The 19,244-nt window shown below is 60.1% G+C and carries 18 protein-coding genes; 6 read left to right on the plus strand and 12 right to left on the minus strand.

Annotated elements, in window-relative coordinates; genetic code table 11:
* Window positions 1-37: 37 nt before the first annotated feature.
* The 9 genes from QTL95_RS03395 to QTL95_RS03435 all read right to left on the minus strand — a co-directional run bounded on the left by QTL95_RS03395 (window position 38) and on the right by QTL95_RS03435 (window position 9,709).
* Entirely contained in the window at window positions 38-1,111 is a 1,074-nt protein-coding gene (locus QTL95_RS03395; RefSeq protein WP_289718548.1) for an ABC transporter ATP-binding protein, read from the minus strand.
* 63 nt (window positions 1,112-1,174) lie between these two features.
* Window positions 1,175-2,473, minus strand: a complete 1,299-nt coding sequence (locus QTL95_RS03400) for a D-tagatose-bisphosphate aldolase, class II, non-catalytic subunit (RefSeq protein WP_289718549.1) — start codon at window positions 2,471-2,473, stop codon at window positions 1,175-1,177.
* Window positions 2,470-3,423, minus strand: coding sequence for an SIS domain-containing protein (locus tag QTL95_RS03405; protein ID WP_289718550.1), 954 nt, complete (start codon window positions 3,421-3,423; stop codon window positions 2,470-2,472). The genes QTL95_RS03400 and QTL95_RS03405 overlap by 4 nt, the downstream gene beginning before the upstream one ends.
* Before the next feature lie 11 nt (window positions 3,424-3,434).
* Complete coding sequence (locus QTL95_RS03410; RefSeq protein ID WP_289718551.1) at window positions 3,435-4,292, minus strand: carbohydrate ABC transporter permease; 858 nt, start codon at window positions 4,290-4,292, stop codon at window positions 3,435-3,437.
* Entirely contained in the window at window positions 4,292-5,209 is a 918-nt protein-coding gene (locus tag QTL95_RS03415) for a carbohydrate ABC transporter permease (RefSeq protein WP_289718552.1), read from the minus strand. The genes QTL95_RS03410 and QTL95_RS03415 overlap by 1 nt, the downstream gene beginning before the upstream one ends.
* The gene (locus tag QTL95_RS03420) at window positions 5,206-6,459 is read right to left on the minus strand and encodes an ABC transporter substrate-binding protein (RefSeq protein ID WP_289718553.1); all 1,254 of its coding nucleotides are present in this window, start codon (window positions 6,457-6,459) and stop codon (window positions 5,206-5,208) included. Before QTL95_RS03420 ends, QTL95_RS03415 begins: the two co-directional genes overlap by 4 nt.
* A 37-nt stretch (window positions 6,460-6,496) precedes the next feature.
* Entirely contained in the window at window positions 6,497-7,447 is a 951-nt protein-coding gene (locus QTL95_RS03425; RefSeq protein ID WP_289718554.1) for an N-acetylglucosamine kinase, read from the minus strand.
* The gene (locus QTL95_RS03430; RefSeq protein WP_289718555.1) at window positions 7,444-8,238 is read right to left on the minus strand and encodes a DeoR/GlpR family DNA-binding transcription regulator; all 795 of its coding nucleotides are present in this window, start codon (window positions 8,236-8,238) and stop codon (window positions 7,444-7,446) included. Before QTL95_RS03430 ends, QTL95_RS03425 begins: the two co-directional genes overlap by 4 nt.
* Window positions 8,239-8,392: 154 nt before the next feature.
* Window positions 8,393-9,709, minus strand: coding sequence for an alpha-glucosidase/alpha-galactosidase (locus QTL95_RS03435; RefSeq protein WP_289718556.1), 1,317 nt, complete (start codon window positions 9,707-9,709; stop codon window positions 8,393-8,395).
* Between the two features lie 104 nt (window positions 9,710-9,813).
* Here QTL95_RS03435 and QTL95_RS03440 point away from each other — a divergent pair, with 104 nt between their 5' ends.
* On the plus strand, window positions 9,814-10,653 hold the full coding sequence (locus tag QTL95_RS03440) for a helix-turn-helix domain-containing protein (RefSeq protein ID WP_289718799.1): 840 nt from the start codon (window positions 9,814-9,816) through the stop codon (window positions 10,651-10,653).
* Window positions 10,654-10,666: 13 nt separating this feature from the next.
* On the opposite strand, the gene QTL95_RS03445 is transcribed toward QTL95_RS03440, so the two are convergent.
* Window positions 10,667-11,119: a hypothetical protein gene (locus tag QTL95_RS03445; RefSeq protein WP_289718557.1), complete on the minus strand. Its 453-nt coding sequence runs from the start codon at window positions 11,117-11,119 to the stop codon at window positions 10,667-10,669.
* 65 nt (window positions 11,120-11,184) lie between these two features.
* Window positions 11,185-11,502 (minus strand): oxidoreductase, encoded by a 318-nt coding sequence (locus QTL95_RS03450; RefSeq protein ID WP_289718558.1) that lies wholly within the window; start codon window positions 11,500-11,502, stop codon window positions 11,185-11,187.
* A gap of 453 nt (window positions 11,503-11,955) precedes the next feature.
* Between QTL95_RS03450 and QTL95_RS03455 the strand changes: the two genes are divergently transcribed.
* A complete protein-coding gene (locus tag QTL95_RS03455; RefSeq protein WP_289718559.1) occupies window positions 11,956-12,852 on the plus strand; it encodes a helix-turn-helix domain-containing protein in 897 nt (298 codons plus the stop codon).
* 44 nt (window positions 12,853-12,896) lie between these two features.
* On the opposite strand, the gene QTL95_RS03460 is transcribed toward QTL95_RS03455, so the two are convergent.
* Window positions 12,897-15,059: a TonB-dependent siderophore receptor gene (locus QTL95_RS03460; RefSeq protein WP_289718560.1), complete on the minus strand. Its 2,163-nt coding sequence runs from the start codon at window positions 15,057-15,059 to the stop codon at window positions 12,897-12,899.
* A gap of 278 nt (window positions 15,060-15,337) precedes the next feature.
* Between QTL95_RS03460 and QTL95_RS03465 the strand changes: the two genes are divergently transcribed.
* Genes QTL95_RS03465 through QTL95_RS03480 form a run of 4 tightly spaced genes read left to right on the plus strand, consistent with a single transcriptional unit; the run spans window position 15,338 to window position 19,225 of the window.
* A complete protein-coding gene (locus QTL95_RS03465; protein ID WP_289718561.1) occupies window positions 15,338-16,336 on the plus strand; it encodes an iron-siderophore ABC transporter substrate-binding protein in 999 nt (332 codons plus the stop codon).
* Window positions 16,333-17,376 carry a FecCD family ABC transporter permease gene (locus tag QTL95_RS03470; protein ID WP_289718562.1) on the plus strand — a complete coding sequence of 348 codons (1,044 nt, stop codon included), beginning with the start codon at window positions 16,333-16,335 and terminating at the stop codon, window positions 17,374-17,376. Before QTL95_RS03465 ends, QTL95_RS03470 begins: the two co-directional genes overlap by 4 nt.
* On the plus strand, window positions 17,373-18,419 hold the full coding sequence (locus tag QTL95_RS03475; RefSeq protein WP_442981247.1) for a FecCD family ABC transporter permease: 1,047 nt from the start codon (window positions 17,373-17,375) through the stop codon (window positions 18,417-18,419). Before QTL95_RS03470 ends, QTL95_RS03475 begins: the two co-directional genes overlap by 4 nt.
* Entirely contained in the window at window positions 18,416-19,225 is an 810-nt protein-coding gene (locus QTL95_RS03480; RefSeq protein WP_289718563.1) for an ABC transporter ATP-binding protein, read from the plus strand. The genes QTL95_RS03475 and QTL95_RS03480 overlap by 4 nt, the downstream gene beginning before the upstream one ends.
* The last annotated feature ends 19 nt before the right edge of the window (window positions 19,226-19,244 follow it).

Below are 19,244 nucleotides of genomic sequence, written 5' to 3' on the forward strand. Positions count from 1 at the left end.
CGTCGGCCGAATTTCCGGCCGACGGTATTGTCTTGTGTCAAGCGCGAACGCTCAGCGATTTCTCCGTCTTGGCATCGAAGAGGTGCACCTTTTCGAGATCCGGCACGATCGAGATGTCATCGCCTGATTGAAGCGACAGGCGATCGCGCACGGTCGCGACGATCTGTGCCGCTCCCAACGTGGCCGTTATCTGGGTCTCCGCGCCGGTCGGCTCGATGAGCGTGACTTTCGCCGTCGATCCACCCTGGTTGATGACAAGATGTTCCGGGCGGATGCCATAGACGACCTCCTGTCCTCTTTCGAGCGACAGGCCGGCGGGGATCGGCAGGCGCGCGCCTCCCTCCGCGATGAATTCAACCGGCCCCTCGGCACTGATCTTGCCCTTGATGAAATTCATACCCGGCGAGCCGATGAAGCCGGCCACGAAGAGATTTGCCGGCCGGTCATAGAGGTCGAGTGGCGATCCGATCTGCTCTACGTAGCCGTCGCGCATGACGACGATCCGGTCCGCCATGGTCATCGCCTCGATCTGGTCGTGGGTAACGTAAATGGTCGTGGTCTTCAGGCGCTGGTGCAGCTGCTTGATCTCAGAGCGCATCTGCACGCGCAGCTTGGCATCCAGGTTGGACAACGGCTCATCAAACAAAAACACCTGCGGCTGGCGCACGATCGCCCGCCCCATGGCAACACGTTGGCGCTGGCCGCCGGACAGATTGCGGGGATGACGGTCAAGAAGATGCTCGAGCCCCAGGATCTGCGCCGCCTCGCGCACGCGCCCCTTGATCTCTTCCTTCGGCGCCTTTGCCAGCCTGAGCGAGAAGCCCATGTTGGCCTCGACCGTCATATGCGGATAGAGCGCGTAGGACTGGAACACCATCGCGATATCGCGCTCTTTCGGTGCAACATTGTTGACGACACGGCCACCGATCGAGATCCGTCCGTCGGAAATTTCCTCCAGACCCGCGATCATCCGCAGCAGCGTGGATTTTCCGCAGCCCGATGGGCCAACGAGAATGACGAACTCGCCGTCCTGGATGTCGATGTTCACTCCATGGAGGATTTCCAGGTGACCATAATTCTTGCGGGCATTCGCGACGCTGACTGACGCCATAATTCTCTCCGGCTGAAACGCTTTGATGCAAGGTCGCCCGAATTTGTCGGGCGCTTTCGAAACTTACTGGCGGTTGGCGGTGGCCGCGGAATAGGGCGCCAGCGCTGCGTCGATCGCCGCTAGGCAAAGATCGCGAGCCCGCGGAGCCACACGTCCGGCGACGACCTCAGGATAAACGCGTGTCAGATACTGGCTGGTCAGCGTTTCCGGGATCCGATCGGGAAGTCGCGCGATCAATGCATCCACCGCGCTGGCGGCCTGCTTGTCGGGCCAATAGTAACGAACTCGGTCGCTGTAGCTGAAATGGCGCTGCACACGCAATTCGTCGGCCGAACCAGTGTAGTGACCCGCCCAATGCTGCGGCTGGGTCAGCATGATGGCCTCCATCTCGGCATGAAGGCTGTCCGATCCGCCATAGAGTGTGGACCTGATTGCGTCGAGCCCGTATAGCGCCTCGCGCAATGCGAAGGTCAAACCGGGGCCGACTTTCAGGATCGCGAAACCGTCATCGACAAGAGCCGAAAGCTCGCGGACAGTCTGATAGTCCGTCGAGTGAGCCTCGAAGAGAAGTCCCGGCATCCGGGAAAGTGTCGACGCCAGTCCCTGGGCGCGATCCGGCTTATACAGGACGACATTCGCGTTTCCGAATTCGACACCCGGCTGGACGACGATGCCGACGACGCGCTCCATGGCCGACCCGACGCCAGCCTTTTCGAAAGCCGATGCATGGACATCCAGCGTTTTCAACGCTGCGTCGGGGGCGGTAACCTCCAGTTCCTCGATCGCGTGCGTCGCCCCGCCGGGAGGAGGGACTTCCGTGCCGATGATGTAGACCGGCGGGCGTTGGCCGACGCGGTCGGCCGTATCCTCCGCGACCTTTGCCAGGCGAGCCGCCCTTTCGGCGGTCAGCTCGTCGTCAAGGGCAACCGGTTCTCCCGCGCAGCCCATCGACGTGTCGAGATGCAGTTTCCCGAAGCCCGCTTCGACATAGGCCGCGACCATTGCCTCGGCACGCATCATTGCTTCGTCCGCACCCAACTTCTTCCACGGATTGGGGCCGAGATGATCGCCGCCGAAGATGATGGACTCCAGTGGGAAGCCGACGACGCTGGCAATCTGCTCGATGAACTGCCGGAACATCGCCGGCGTCATGCCGGTATATCCGCCTTCCTGGTTGACCTGATTGCAGGTGGCCTCGATCAGGACCACCGCGTCTTCCGCCCTCGCCCGCCGCAAGGCGGCTTCGATCACGAGCGGATGGGCCGAGCAGACAGAGGTGATGCCACGCGGCAAGGCTCGTTGCCGCGTGCCGAAGAGCTTGGAAAAGGCACTCCTGCGGTTGTGATCCAGGGCGTCACTCATACCAGCGTCACGACCTTCGTCAGGTGCCGTGGCGATACCGTGTCGATGCCTCTTGATTGCGCGACACGCTCACCGAGGAGCTGCAGGGCGGGAAGAACGACAAGTGCCGCAAGCGAGAGATCGGCATCGACGGGCAGTTCAATATCGCCGGGACCGCCTAGACCGATGACGATGGCGCCCTTTTCCCGGAGTTCTTCGACGAGCTTGGTTTCGGCATCCTTCTGATCGGTGCTGTAAAGCATGACAGCAGCGGTCTTTTCATCGACGAGACTGATCGGTCCATGGCGATACTCGAGCGGATGGAACGGCTGTGTCAGGGCCTGACTCATCTCCATCAGCTTCAACGCGCCTTCCGCCGCAATGCCGAAGAGCGGACCGCCGCCGAGAAAGACGAAGTGGCTGCGATCGAGAAAGCGCTTGCTGAGCGAAGCATCAAGGGCTTCGGCAAGTCTCTTTGCGGAAGCGACGGTCGATTCCGGGATTGTCTGCCCGATCATCTGCAGACCGAGCAGCAGCATGAGGCTGGCCGAGACCGACATGACGATGCCTTCTTCGCCGTGGGTCGGCGAAGCAACGACATCATCGCTGCATTTCGCAAGTGAACTCTCCGCCTCGACGGTCAGGGCGGTGACGAAGGCGCCGTTTTCGCGGCTCTTCCTGGCGGCGGCAACCGTCTCGGTCGTTTCGCCGCTGCGCGAGATCGCCACCACATGCGTGTTTTTCCAATCAGGCCAGAAGAACGATGGGCGGTTCAGCCATTCGGCACCCGGCACGGCGATTGCCCGACGGCCTGCATTGTTCGCATACGCCGCCAGCGACATGGCGAGGTAGTAGGATGTCCCACAGCCGACATAGACGAGGACGTCGTCGCGCGTGGTTGCCGTATTCGAGCCCAGCGCCTTCTCCCAGAAGGGGAACTGTTCGCGGATGACTTTTTCAGTCGTGTTCATGATGACTCCGATTACTTGACCGAACCGGCCAGCAAACCGCTGACGAGATATCGGTTGAGGAAGATGACGACGAGGGCAGGGATGACGATCGCGATGGAACCGCTGGCCGTGATCAGCCCGTAGTCGATGAAGTTCTTGGTGACGAACTCGGGGATGAGAACGGTCAATGGCTTGGTTGCCTGCGGCGAGAAGATGAGGGGTACGAGATATTGCCCCCAGGCGCCGAGGAAGGTGAGGATTGCCGCGGCGGTGAGGCCCGGGCCGGCCAGCGGCAGCACGATGTTGAAGAAGATATAGAGACGTCCGGCACCATCGAGCTGTGCTGCCTCTTCAAGTGCCAGCGGCAGAGCCTCGAAGACGCTGCGCAACAGCCAGAGAGACAGCGGCAGATATGCCGAGACATAGATCAGCGCGACGCCGACATAAGTGTCGACGAGATGCATCTTGATCATGATTTGGTAAAGCGGGATCAGCACGGCGTAGGCTGGGATCGCCAGCGTCGCGACGACCAGACCGAACAGCGCATTGCGGCCGGGGAAGCGAATGCGGGTGAAGGCATAGGCGCCCAGTGCGGAAATCGCCACGCACAGCAGCGTTGCCGCCGCCGAGGTGATAACGCTATTCAGCAGCGCCGCGCGAAACTGCCGCCAGACCTCGACGCCACCGATGCGATCGACGTTGATGCCGAGCAGGCGCGAATAGTGGTCGAAGGTAAAGTGCTGCGGGAAGAAGTGGATCGGCCTGACGGAGAAATCGTCCGTCGGCGTGACGGAGCTCGCGACCGTCCAGTAGATCGGACCGAGCGACCAGATCAGCAGCACGGCGACGCCGATCCATATCATCAGGCGATAGAGAAGGGTGGGTTTCATCAGTCGAACCGTGTGTTGCGATAGACCCGAAGGACGTAAATGAGCGAGACGAGAAGCGAGACGAAGGTGATGACGACGGAGAGCGCCATGCCGTAGGAGAAGCGCAGGTTCTGGAAGGTCTCCAGATAGATCTGCACGAGGATCGGTCGCGTCTCGAGACTGGACCCGGCAAGAACCCAGGCTTCGTCGAAGAGATTGAAGGCGTTCACCGTCGCGTTGGTCATGGCAACCGCGATCGCGCTGCGAACAAGCGGAAGCGTGACCAATGCGAACATCTGCGGCCGCGTCGCGCCATCGATGCGCGCTGCTTCATATAGATGCGAGGGGATGCTCTGCATGGCCGCGAGAACGATGACGATCGTCAGGGGCATCATGCGCCACACATGCACGACGGTAACGGCGATGATCGCGCTCGTCCGATCGTTGAACCAGACGTGGTTCTCGAAGGGAAGCCCGAGAGATGTAAGGATGCCGTTCAAGAGGCCAGCGCCGGGTTGATAGATCCACAGCCAGATCACGGAATTGACGACACCCGGAAGCGCCCAGGGCAGGATGACCGCCGCGAGAACCCACTGCCGGCCGACCTTCAGTTGATTGATCAGCGAGGCAGCCAGCACGCCGAAGATCGTTTCCGCAAGCACGGCCAGGACGACGTAGACAAGAGTGTTGACCCAGGTCGTGCCGAGCTGCCCGTCGGAGAGCATTCGCGTGTAGTTCTCAAGCCCGACGAAGGGGGTGCCGGCCTGCATCGGATTGACCCGATGAAGACTGTCCCAGAGCGTTCGCGCCATCGGATAGAAGACGAGCGCCGCCATGGTGATGAGAATGGGGGACACCAGCAGCACGCCGAGAGTGATGTCGGCATTTAAGCCGACACCCTTCTTTGCTGCAGTCTCCTTATAGGCGACAGCGGTCATTGCGCCATCGCCTGCTTGGCAGCGTAGGCAATGCTTTCGACAGCCTGATCAACGGTCATCTGGCCTTTGGCTGCGCTGTTGATCGCGGTGTTTACGCCGCTGGAAAACTGCGGATACCACGGAGGCGTACCCTGCGGGAACAGCGCCTCTACCGTCTTCGACTGCGCGACGAGCGCATCGCCGCTATTTAGCTTGCCTTCCGAATTGAGCTCGGCCAAAGCGGAGGTGCGGGTCGGCAGGAAGCCGTTCGCCATGTTCTTTTTCTGGAACTCTCGGCTCGTGAACCACTTGACGAAAGCGACGGCCGCTTCCTTGTTCGGCGAGACGTTGGGGATCGCGAGCGCCTCCGGCAAGCCGAAGCTGCGGGTCTCGCCGCTTTCGGTCGGAACCAGGATCGCTTCGACCTGGCCGGCCACCTTGGACTGCTTGGGATCGTTCATCTGTCCGAGACGGCCGGGCTCGCCCGAGATCATGATGCTGGTCAGACCCTGAGAAAACATTCCCTCGTTGATCTGGCTATCCTTGAGACCGGTCGAAGCCGGGTCCACGAGACCTTCCTTCAGCAGCATCAGTTCGAAGGCGAGCGCCTTGTAGCCGGCTGAATCGGGCTTGGTGAAGAGTGGGTTGAAGTCCTTGTCGAACAGCTCGCCGCCGAATGCCTTGGTCAGAAGATACCAGCTCGTGGAAGCGCCCTCGGTCGCCGATACCGGCAGACCGATCGGATAGGTGGCGATGCCCTTTTCCTTGATCTGCTTGGCGGCAGCCACCAGCTGGTCGAGTGTCTTCGGGGTCTCCGTGATGCCGGCATCCGCGAAGTGCTTCTTGTTGATGAGCATCACGCGGAAGTCGTTCGAATAGGGAACGCCGAGCAGCTTTCCATCGACCGTGAAGATCTTGGCAACGCCGATGTCCTTCACGCTATCTGCATCGATCACGTCATTGAGCGGCATGTACCAGTCGGCTGCTGCGAACTGGCCGGTCCAGGACCAGTCGAATTCGGTCACGTCAGCCGGCGCGGTGCCGGCAACCAGCGCCGTCACCAGCTTCGGGCGGATGTCGTCCCAGGAAAGCGTTTGCAGGTCGACATGGATGCCGGTTTCTGCTTCGAATGCGGCGGCGATGTCGGGTCCCTGCGGCGACGGCATCAGTACGGTGATCGATTCCCCCGCGAGCGGCTTGTCTTGAGCGGCGGCAGGAAGAGCGACAGCCAGCGCGGCTGAGGCGAGCAGTGATAAGATTGTCTTACGCATGTTCCCATCCTTCTTTGTTATCAAGGCTTACGTGACTTTATTGCGCAAACGCCGCCTTTGCCGATGCGGCGACGTGCCCGATCCAGCTGTCGTCTATGGGCCAGTCGAGAAGTTGGGCGGCAGCGAAAAGCGCTCCGCCGATCGGTGGTAACTTTGGAGCAATCGGCGGACGGCCGATGCGTCTCTCCAGCGCGTTTAGCAAAACCGTGCTTCGGAATGTGCCGCCGGCAAAGGTCCAGTCGGCCCCCGGCTCACAGTGACCGGCAATCGCCCGGTGGTGCTTGGCGAGTTCGTCCGCCGCAAGGTCAAGCAGCCCAATGGCCGCTGCATCGCCGCTCAGCGCTACCCGATCGACCACGGCGGACAAGGCGGCGATGCTTGACCGCTTCGCATCCGTTGTCGCCCAGGCGCCCAGGCTGTCCATCGGGTTTGTCGCGTCGAGTTGAAGGTGATCAAAAACTGCCTTTGCCAGTGCCGTCGGCGGCAGGCGTCCATCAAGGCTCTGGCTGAGCAGATTAAGCGCCAGCCGGCCGATCCAGTAGCTGCTGCCTTCATCGCCGATGATATCGCCCCAGCCGCCGGTTCGGGCCGGCTCACCTTCCGCATTGCGTGCCCAGGCCATGGAACCTGTTCCAGAGAGCACCAGAATACCGGATCTGCCGGCCAGCGCGCCGAGGTGCGCAGCATCGACGTCGTTGAGTACGCGCGTCCGTGCATTCGGGAAGGCCTGCTCGATGGTTTCTTCGAGCAGGCGGGAAAGATGGGCGACTTCTCCGTAAACAGGCAGCGCTGCCGCGACTGCGGCCAATCGCGTCTCGTTGCGAAATGGCTCGATATGCGTCTCGAGTTCGGTCCGCCAGGCTGGATTGTCCATGGCGTTCACGCCGCCGCCTAGCTCGGTGCGAAGGATGTTTCCGCTACGATCGGCAAGCGCCACCATCATCTTGGTGCCGCCGCCATCAATGCCGAGGATCAGATCGTCGCTCAAGACTTTGCTCCCTGATCGGCAAAGATGGTCTCGACAGCAAGCTCGTTGAGTTGTGTTCGCCAGTCCTTCGACAGACCGGCATCGGTGATCAACTTGGCGCTGTTCAAGGGAGCAACTTTGTATGTCGCAGTCGCACCGAACTTTGAGGAATCCGCCAGGACAAACCGGTTGTTGGACCGGGTGAGCATCTTTCTGTTCAGGCTGGCTTCTGCACTATCCACACTGTAGATCGCGCCGTCGCCGCTCACAGCGCTTGCGCCGAGAAACAGCTGGTCGAACCAGATCGTCTCCAACATCGCTTCAGCCTGCGGACCGACGAGCGATGCGTTTTCGCTGCGCAACTGCCCACCGAGAAGCACGACGTCGAGGTTCGGGACGTTCATGAACTCCTGCGCCACGATCAGGCCGTTGGTAAAAATGCGTAGCGGCATGGAATTGATACGGATCAGCTTCGCAAGCTGAAGAACCGTCGTGCCGGCATCGAGGAAGATCGCGGTGCGGGGTGAGAGACGCTCATAGGCCGCATTGGCAATTGCGCGTTTGGCGGACAACTGCCGTTTTTCGCGCTCCTGAAAGGCAAGCTCCACCGAGGAACCCTCGGCAATGCGGGCGCCTCCATGAACACGATCGATCGCGCCTGCTTCCTGCAACAGCTGGAGATCGCGCCGCACGGTCGCGAGCGAGGCACCGACGGCATCCGCGATGTCCTGGATCGTGGAGAAGCCGTTGGCATAGAGATGGCTGCGGATGAGATCCTGCCGATCAGTCTTGAGGCCGCCGCTCTGGTTCAACGCGTGTTCCCTTTTTGCTTTCTAATTTCACTCAGGTTTTCATTTAGAAAGATCAATGTCAATCATGTTTATGATTTTTTTTGATCGTTTTATTTGAGCACAAAGAAAACGGCGCCTCCGAAAAGGCGCCGCTCATGGAAAGGGTAGGGTATTTTCAGTGATACTTGGGCAGCAGGTCACCATGCTGTTCGATCAGATCATCGACCATGCGCCAGATTTCGTCAGGCGAGAGTTCGGCGGAAGTGTGCGGATCGAGCAGTGCAGCCTGGTAGATCCGGTCTCTTTTGCCTGTCAGTGCGGCTTCTACGGTCAGTTCCTGCACAGAAATGCTCAACCGCATGACGGCCGCGAGCTGGGACGGAATTCTGCCGATCCGAGTGGGCTGGATGCCGTTGCGATCGACGTGGCACGGGACCTCGACGACGCATTCAGGCGGAAGGTTTTCGATCAGGCCGTTGTTCGGAACATTGCCGTAGATCAGCGCCGGCTTCCCGGTTACCGCAGCGTGGATGATGCCGGCGGCATATTCATTGCTTCGGCAGACATCGATCGGCTTGCCGCCTTCGAGGTCCTGACGCAGCGCATGCCATTCGGCGATCTGCACCTCGCATCGGCGGATATATTCATCGAGCGGAATATTGAGCTGATCCACCAGTTCCGGTCGCCGGTCCTTGATGTACCAGGACGTATATTCCGAGAAGTGCTCGCTGGATTCGGTGACGAAGTGGCCAAGCCGTTTGAGTGCGTCGAAACGGACACGGTCGTCGGCCGGAGCCTTGCCTTCTTCGCCAAGCGCCTTCAGCCTCGGATAGAGGTCCTCGCGGTGGCCGTTGGCGCCGATCTTCTCGTATTTGAGGAAGAAGGCGATGTGATTGATGCCGGCCGAGATGTAGTTGATGTCATCGATGTCCTCGCCGAGGCACTCGGCAAGATGGCCCGCGGTATGCTGCACGCTGTGACACAAGCCTACGTTACGGATGCTCGGGGCAATTTCCTTGATCGCCCAGCAGTTTATCGCCATCGGGTTGACGTATTGCATCAGCAACGCATTCGGGCAGACTTCCTCCATGTCGCGGCAAATCGCTTCCAGGACAGGGATTGTTCGCAGGCCGCGGAAGATGCCGCCGATGCCAAGCGTGTCGGCAATCGTCTGTCGCAGGCCATATCTCTTGGGAATGTCGAAATCCGTGACCGTCGCCGGCTTGTAACCGCCGACCTGCATCATGAGGATCACGAAGTCCGATCCCTTCAAAGCCTGTCGACGATCGAGCGTCGCTTCAATGCGCACGGAATCGAGCTTCAGCGCCTCGCATATGCGCCGCGCGACGATCTCCGACGTCTTTAGGCGCTCGGGATCAATATCGAATAGGCTGATGATGTAATCGTGCTCGGACGGCGTCGACAGGACATCGCCCAGAATGTTCTGGGCAAAGACGGTGCTTCCGGCTCCGACAAGGCAAATCTTCGGCATGTGGTTCTCCTCTGGTGGGGTTGAACCGTAATGCCTCTTCCAATCGGGATTTTCTTCCTGCTAAAAGCAAAATAATTCTCGAATCGGAGCAATCGCATATGAGCGTGAGGGAAAGCGGCGCGGCGGGGAAGTGGGTCGGATCGCCGCGCGATTTTCTCATTGAGCAACATGTCGCCGATACGATGACCTCGGCCCATTGGCACGACCATATAGAAATCAACCTGCTCCTCGAGGGTTCGATGACCTACCTGTTCAACGGGAGGCAGGAATATGTGGAGGCCGGGCGCCTCGTCCTTTTCTGGGCGGCCATTCCCCACCAAACAATCTCCGTCACGCCGGAATCGCCGCTTGTCTGTATCTATCTTCCGCTCGTTGATTTTCTGGCCATGCCGATCGAGGCGACCGCGAGACAGGCGATCCTGCAGGGGGCGTTCATACACGAGCCCAATCCTTCAGGCGAAACCATGGGTGCGCGCTGGATCGAGGAGTGGAGCCATGGCGATCAAGTCAGGCGACAACTGGTGAATGATGAGATCGGCCTGCGCGTGCGGCGATTGATCCTTGATCATGCGGATGTCGGTTTCAACCGCCGCGAGGCAACGGCGCTGGCTGGGCCCAGTGTCCGATATACGCAGACCCTTACAGACCTGATCAGCACGCGCTACCCCGAAGCCCTGACACTCACCTCCATAGCGAAGCTCGCCCGTGTTCACCCGACCACGGCAAACAGGTCATTTCGCGATGTACTTGGAATTTCGGTGATGGAGTATCTTACGCGCTTCCGCCTGGCCCGCGCGATGCAGCGACTGGCTGAGACGGACGACGCGATACTTGAGATTGCCCACGACTGCGGTTTCGGATCGTCCGCGCGCTTTTACGATATATTCAAGAAGCGGACGGAAACCACGCCACGTCAGTTTCGCCTCATGACCCGTTCGAGGTAATCTGGGGCAATCCTCAGCCCTGAACGGGATAAATCACGTCAAGCGATACTTCACCTTCCAGTATTCCGCGTTGGACATCTCGGCGTCCATGGCTGATTTCGATAACCGTATAAAGCTTATCGTCTCGAAAAGCGCTTGCATTCCGTGTCGAGACATCTTCCGCGGGCGCGGCATCGACTTCCATGAAGTCGAGTTCGCGTGCCGAGGCGACAATACGCGCATCACCGCTTGTTCTCGCCGCAACCACTATTTCGCCCTGATTGGGCGAGTTATCCCAGCGGGGATCGTCGGGAGCAGCCACCGGGACCAGCCTGTAAATATTCAGGGCCTCGTTTTCTCCGACATCGGGAGAGGATTCTCTCGCCGCGTCGGCTATCTGCGCCTGACTTTCGACAGATTGCGCGAAGGTGTTGGACGTGGTGGCGTTGTTGGGAGCATCGCCTCCGGATTTCACAACGTTCGACATCAAGGCTCTCCTGGAAGGGATGTGGCACTCGCCGCCGGTTTTCCCGGCGGCGAGGCGCGTATTGATTACTTGCAGGCGTTCGCCGCGTCGGTCGAGCTCGAGGTGGTGTTCGAGCTCGGGTTGGTCGTGCCGCCTGCCTCGCGGCGCTGGCAATCATTGGCGTCGCCGCCGGAGGTGCCCGTGCCCTGCCCGTTGATGTTGGGAGCAGGCGTGCCATTTCCGTTATCGCCTGTATTCTGTCCACCACTGGACTGAGACGTGCCACTACCGGCATTGTCGCCAGTGTTCTGCCCGCCGCCGCTACCACCGCCCGATGTCTGCGCCATTGCGGACGTAGCAAGGCCGACGGATAGAAGCGATACTGCAAGGATTTTCGTAAGCATTGGTATTTCCTCCGATCTTTTCTTGACTTTGAACTAACCAAGGAGGCTGGAGGATGTTCCCGGCTATACGCTTAATGTTGCGAACTGCTTCTGGATTAAGCGGACCCGGGCGTGAGGACGAGTATGTAAAGTGCCGCGATGACGACGGCGATTGCGAAAATGGTGATGACGAACCGCGACATGCCGCGGCGGGCTTTCTTACCTGTGCTTTTCATATCTCGGAAACACATATGGCCGCAGAAAGGTTCCGAGGCGGTGACGCCGCCATGGCAAGTTTGCCACTCCCGATAAATATGATAGGCATACTCATGTTCATCCCTTGCAATTCTGTGATAATTGCTGGAGATCGCCGCTAGGTGGCCAACCGGGACTATCGAACGCAATGAGACGACCCTTCCAGATGCTCCGTCGCGACGCGGTATTTCAAGGATCAAGCAGAGGCGGAAATCGACATTGAGTTTCTGGCACTCCATGGTTTGGCGCACCGAAGGCATCAAGGTGACGGCGCCGGTCAAGTGGCAACGCTACGACGGATTGGTCAGCGCCTTCTGGGAAGCGGAAAGCCAGGCAGGTGCCACCGGCTACTATCTTTCCGCCGATCCCAGGATCATGATCTTCTTCAGCGACGTTTCCTCGCAGGTGAAGATCTCGAACCGCAGCGGTGACTTCTCGCAATATCACCGGCCGATGACCCGGGCGATCTACATTCCGCCTGGCGTTCCGATGTGGACGACAAGCAGCGCGCTGCATCGGTTCTCTCATCTCAACCTGCATATGCACAAGGACCGGATGCTTCGGTATCTGTCGCCGGCAATCGGCGGCTCGGCGGCACTGACCGCGCTGCGCAGTCCCGTCGAGATACAGGACATAGGTGCCATCCAGACATTGGCCGGATTGCTTGTCGACGAGGTGTCGCAGCCCTCGAAGCACGCGATCTACGCTGAGAGCCTGGTCGGCAGCATCGTCACGGGTCTTATCGATATCCCGGAGGAGGGAAGCGACGGAGCGGGAGGGCGGCTCACGCAGGCGCAGATGAACAAGCTTATCGCCCGCATCGAGGCGCAGAGTGATGGACGGATGAGTGTCTCCGAAATGGCCGCAGTTGTTGGTCTTTCGGAAAGCTGGTTCGCCAATGTCTTCAGGCAGACGACAGGCAAGACGCCGCTACAATGGCAGCTTACGAACCGTATCGAACGGGCGAAGCAGCAACTGCTCGAGAACGAAATGACGGTGGCAGCCATTGCCGCCCAGTTGGGTTTTTCCGACCAGGCGCATTTCACCAAGGCCTTCCGCCAGATCGCCGGCGATACACCGGCGGCCTGGCGACGCGGAATTGTCAGGGACAACTAGCAAGGGGTCTGTCCCGCCCGGAGGATCCGAGCGGGAGGGTAAGGCTACCAGGTCTGGCGCAGGGTCGCGTAGATCGCGCGACCGGGGTTGTAATAGTAGGCGCCGCCGTCATCATTCGCGATGTGCTTTTCATCAAAGATGTTGCTGGCGTTGAGCTGGAAGGTTGTGTTTTCCTGAATTTTGTAGGTGAAGGCAGCGTCGAAGACGATTGCACCGTCTGATTTCCGCGTGTTCTTGTTGTCGAAGTAATAGGCTCCGACATACCGGGCGCCCGCTCCGAATGTCATGTCGCCGCGCGATCCATTGCCGGGCAGCGTGTAGGTGCCCCAAACAGAGGCCAAGTGTTCCGGCACCTGTGCAAAGCGCTTGCCATTCACCCCCGACGCATTGCCCGGTTCCACGATCTTTGAATCGATATATCCGTAAGCGGCGATCACGTTGATGTTGTCTGTGAGCTCCATTTTGGCCTCAAGATCCACGCCGCGATGCCTGACCTTGTCGACGGTTGATTCCAGATAGGCCGGCGCTTCGCGCGTCGTGATATTCTCCATCGTCAAATCGTAGACGGAAGCAGTGAACAATGCGGGAAAAGCATCCGGACGGTATTTGACACCTACTTCGTACTGCGTGCCGGTCGTGGGTTCGACACCGGTGCTAGGTGGCGCTACGGACTCTGCGTAGCTGGTGTAGACGGCGAGTTCTTCGGTAATCTTGTAGCTCAGACCCAGACGCTTGCTAAACTGGCTGTAGTCGCCGGATTTGACGCCTGTGACAGAACTTGCCTCATCCAGGTCCAGCCAGTCGTTGCGAAGCCCCAGGCTTGCCGTAAGTCTATCGAACAGGACCAGGTCTTGTTGAACGTATATGCCGTTGGTCCGCTGGTCGTTGGTCTTGCTCTCTGTCAACGGAACAGCAACAGCACCTGAGTACACCGGATTCTGCCAATCAATACCCGGTGCTGTCCCAAACCAGATCGGTGGATAAAGAGCATAGTTATCATTATCGGATTTGATGGTTTTGTAGTCAGTGCCGAAAAGCGTCCGGCTTTCGACCTGGTCGAAGCTCGCTTCATACAAAAGATGTGTATCGACCACGAACTGCCGGTCCGAGCCATTGCCACCGAAGAAAATGCGATCAACGGCCGTATCGGCAGGATCGCTGGCCCCGAGCTCATCGTAGACATAAGCGTAGCCGAATCTGTTGGCCGCCGTGCTGTACCGCGCGCTCGAATTGAAGGTCAGTCCGTTTCCGAAATCGTGGTCGAAGATAACACTGTAGGTGTTTCTGTTCGTCTTGTCGTAGTTGTAATCCGGCTCGCCGAAAAATTCGTCGCGATCCAGATCGGTGAATCGCGGATGGCCGCCGCCGCTTGGCGTGCCGTCCCTGTCCAGGTGATCGAATACGAATGACAGGCTTGTCGCATCGCTCGGGCGCCAGGTGAGGCCCCCCATGATGAAGTTCTCGTCATCCTGCGAATAGTCATATTCGCCATTGGACCGCTGGAACTTGCCGGTCAGGCGATAGGAGAGCGTGTCATCGGCAGTGATATTATCGCCAAAATCGATGCCGGTTTCCTTGTGTGCGTTGGAACCGCCGGTGGCATAGACTTCGCCGAAGCGCTCGCTCTTCGGAAGTTTCGTCACGTAGTTCACGGAACCGCCGGGATCGGACACGCCGAAGCCGGTCGAGTTGGCGCCCTTCAGCACTTCAACGCGATCGAAAGCGTAGGGTTCTTCCAGGATACCACCCCAGCTTCGGCCGATGGCCAGTCCATCGCGGTATGTGTAGGGGCTGAAGCCGCGGATCTTGAAATAGTCATAACGGTCATCGGAGCCGTAATAGTCCGTGTTGACACCGGCGGTGTACTGGATGACCTGCTCGACGCTTTTTGCGGCGCGCTCCTCGATTTCCTTGGACGTAATGACGGAGACGGTCGCCGGCGCGGTCAGGATATCGGTCGGCATCTTGCCGACGGCCGTGGTATCGGTCGCAACGATCGACTTCGAATCGTCGCTGGTATCGAGCTTGCTCGACTGTCCTTTTAGCAAGATGGGCGCCAGCGCCGTGTCGGAACTTGAACTCGCGGCATCCTGAGAAAACGCGAAGACAGGTGCCAAGGCGACAAGCGCGGTGCAGCCGAGAAAAATCGACATCCGGCTGCGAGGTTGTGTGCGTGCCGAGCGTCGGGCTGTTCGTTCAATGTCCATATTCAAGTTCCAGATCATAAATGGCTATTGCTTCGCATTCCCGGGTCGGTGCGGAGCCGTATGGAGCAGGGAGCCTCGCCAGGCTGTCGTCTGGTTTGAACATCCCCGATGTCATCGGCTAATAACTTGAGGCCATTTATCCAGTATTGTAAGATTCTCGCATTTTGTAAAAACCGACGGAAATTTCACGTCGGCTTTCTCCAAGGGTCAGCATTTTCATTGACTGGACCTAATTAACCTGAAACTGGAAGTCCACTTTAATATGAAGGTGGAGCTCGATGTTGCGCTCATTGCGTTTTGTGTTCAGGTTGGTGTCGGCAGTCGTGTTGCTGGTTGCGGCCAATGGCGCCAGGGCGGATGACAGCACAGTCTATCCGATCGTCATCAAGCACGCCTTCGGTACGACTTTGATCAACAAGAAGCCGCAGCGTGTCGCAACGGTAGCGTGGGCAAACCACGAGGTGCCTCTAGCGTTGGGCATTGTGCCCGTTGGTTTCGCCAAGGCCAATTTCGGCGATGATGACGGTGATGGCCTGCTGCCATGGGTGGCCGAGAAGCTGACGGAATTGCACGCCGACAAACCGGTGCTCTTCGATGAAGGCGACGGCATCGATTTCGAGGCTGTCGCGGCGACGAAACCCGACGTGATCTTGGCGTCGTATTCCGGGCTCAGCCAGGCCGATTACGACACTCTGAGCCAGATTGCCCCTGTCGTTGCCTATCCGGAGGCGCCGTGGTCAACCGACTGGCGCCAGATGGTACGGCTCAACAGCGCCGGTCTCGGCATGGCCGCCGAGGGCGAGGCGCTGATCTCTAAGATCGAAGGCGAGATCGCACAAGTGGTCTCCGCCCATCCCGAGCTTCATGACAAGTCGGCGATGTTCATCACGCATCTCAATGCGACGGATCTGAGCACTGTCAATTTCTACACGACCAACGACACTCGTGTGAAATTCTTCGCGGATCTCGGTCTGACGTCGCCGAAAAGCGTCGTGGAGGCATCCGCCCCAGGAAAATTCTCTGGCTCGATCAGCGCCGAACGCATCGACGCGTTCGACGACGTCGATATCGTCGTCACCTACGGCGACCAGAAACTGCTCGACGCACTGGACGCCAATCCCCTGACGTCCAAGATGCCTGCGGTCGAGAAGAGCTCGCTTGTGATGCTCGGGCGTAACCCGCTCGGCACCGCGGCAAACCCGACGCCGCTGTCGATCTCCTGGGTGCTGAAGGACTACGTCGACATTCTAGCGGAAGCCGCCCGTAAGTCGAAATGACAGCCCGCAGCCTGAAATCGTCGCAGCCGACTTTCGCCACCGTTCGCTCAAATGGAGGGCGCGGGGTCTGGCTCTGCGTTCTCGCGGCGCTGACGGTCGCGCTGTGCGCGCTTTCCGTCACTGTCGGCACACGCGAGGTCGGCTGGTCGGATATCTATGCCGCGCTGGTCGGTGCCTCGGATAACATCGGGCAGGCCGCGGTCACCGTCCGCATTCCGCGAACTCTGCTTGCCTTGCTGGCCGGTGCTGCGCTTGCACTTGCCGGCGGCATCATGCAGGGCGTTACCCGCAATCCACTTGCCGATCCCGGCATTCTCGGGGTCAACATGGGGGCGTCGCTGGCCGTGGTGATCGGCGTTGTCTGGTTCGGCATCACATCGTCCAGCGCCTACATCTGGGTCGCCATCGCCGGAGCGGGTTGCTCGGCGATATTCGTCTATACCATCGGCTCGCTCGGACGCGGAGGCGCGACACCGCTGAAGCTGGCCCTTGCCGGCGCGGCAACGTCAGTCGCGTTCTCCTCGATGGTGATCGCCGTCGTACTTCCGCGTGCGGATATCGCCGGTGGAATACGCTCCTGGCAGATCGGCGGCGTCGGCGGCGCAACGTTCGAGCGCATCGATCCAGTGCTGCCTTTCCTGGCCGTCGGTTTCCTCATCAGTTTGCTGTCGGCGCGAAAGCTGAACTCGCTGGCGCTGGGAGACGATCTCGCCGCCGGTCTTGGCGAGCGGGTCGCCTTCGCGCGCGCGCTCGCTTCGCTTGGCGCGATCCTGCTGTGCGGTGCAACCACGGCGGTGTGCGGTCCAATCGGATTCCTCGGCCTCGTGGTGCCGCATCTTTGTCGCCTGCTGGTTGGCGTCGATCATCGCTGGCTGCTGCCGTTCAGCGCGCTTGGCGGCGCTTGCCTGCTGCTGGCCGCCGACATCGTCGGCCGCATTGCGGCGCGGCCGGGAGAGATCGATGTCGGTATCGTCACTGCGCTGATCGGCGCGCCCTTCTTCATCTGGATCGTTCGGCGTCAGCGGGTGCGCGAGCTATGACCGTGATTTCCGCCGGCACCAACATTGACCATCTTGTCGTCAGCCGCCGCCGGCATGGGCGAAGACATGCAACCGTCGTTGCCGTTCTGCTGCTGCTCGTCGTCGTCCTGTTTGCGCTGACGTTATCTGTGGGGCAGTCGGTCACCCCGCCTCGCGACGTGATCAAGGTGCTGCTCGGCGAAGACGTGCCGGGGGCCACCTTTACCGTCGGTCAATTGAGGCTGCCGCGCGCCGTTCTGTCGGTGCTCGCGGGGCTTTGTTTCGGTCTAGGCGGCGTGGCATTCCAGATCATGCTCAGAAATCCGCTGGCAAGCCCCGATATCATCGGCATCACATCGGGCGCGAGCGCCGCCGCGGTCTTCGCGATCATCGTGCTTTCGATAACAGGCCCCATCGTCTCCGTACTCGCTGTCGCAGCCGGCCTCGGCGTCGCCCTGCTTGTCTATGGCCTATCGTTTCGCAACGGCGTTGCCGGGACGCGACTGATCCTCGTCGGTATCGGCGTATCTGCGATGCTCGAAAGCGTCGTTGCCTATATCCTCTCAAGCGCGCCCGCCTGGAACCTGCAGGAGGCGATGCGCTGGCTCACCGGTAGCGTCAACGGCGCTCAGTTGGGGCAGTCCGTGCCGCTCCTCTTGGCGCTTGTCGTCTTCGGCGGCCTGCTGCTCAGCCGTAGCCGCAATTTGGAAATCCTGCGCCTTGGAGACGATACGGCTGCGGCGCTGGGTGTCCGCGTCGGCGCAACACGCATCCTGATCATTGTCGGTGCCGTCGGCATCATCGCCTCAGCGACTGCCGTCACGGGCCCGATCGCATTTATCGCCTTTCTCTCCGGCCCCATCGCCGCGCGGATCGTGGGAAGCAGCGGATCGCTGCTTATCCCATCCGCTTTGGTCGGTGCCACGCTGGTGCTTGGCGGCGATTATGTCGGGCAGTTTCTGCTGCCGAGCCGCTATCCCGTGGGTGTCGTGACCGGCGCGCTGGGCGCTCCCTATCTCATCTTCCTCATCGTGCGTGTCAACCGGACCGGAGGCTCGCTATGACCATCCATTCCCTCACCGCCAGCCAGTTGTCGGCCGGCTATGGCGACAGCGAGATCCTCCGGGGTCTTGATCTCGCCGTGCCGCCGGGCAAGATCACCGTCATCGTCGGCGCCAATGCCTGCGGAAAATCGACCCTGCTGCGCGCCATGTCGCGACTGCTTTCGCCAAAGCATGGTCAGGTCTTGCTCGACGGCAAGTCGGTTCACCGTACACCGCCCCGCGAACTCGCGCGCACATTGGGCCTGCTGCCGCAATCTCCTATCGCGCCTGAAGGCATTACTGTCGCCGATCTCGTAAGCCGCGGCCGGCATCCTCATCAGGGCCTGTTCTCGCGCTGGACTCGCAAGGACGACGAGGCGGTCGAGCGGGCTCTGACGGCGACGCGGACGACCGAACTGGCGGAGCGGCCGGTAGACGAATTGTCGGGCGGCCAGCGCCAGCGCGTCTGGATCGCCATGGCGTTGGCGCAGGAGACGGGCGTCCTGCTACTGGACGAACCGACGACATTCCTCGACATCAACCATCAGGTCGAAGTGCTTGATCTGCTGACCGATCTCAATCGCACGCGCGGTACCACCGTCGTCATGGTGTTGCACGATCTCAACCTCGCGGCGCGCTACGCGGATCATCTTGTGGCGATGGCAGGCGGAGGCATCCACATTTCCGGCACGCCGGAGACCGTATTGACGGAAGAGCATGTCCGCGAAGTCTTCGGCCTCGACAGCCGCATCATCGTCGATCCGACCTCTGGCCGTCCGATGATGCTGCCGATAGGGCGGCACCGCATGGTGTCGGAGACGACCTGATGAGCAGGCAGGAAAGATA

The sequence above is a fragment of the Rhizobium sp. S152 genome (assembly GCF_030380735.1).
Taxonomy (GTDB): domain Bacteria; phylum Pseudomonadota; class Alphaproteobacteria; order Rhizobiales; family Rhizobiaceae; genus Rhizobium.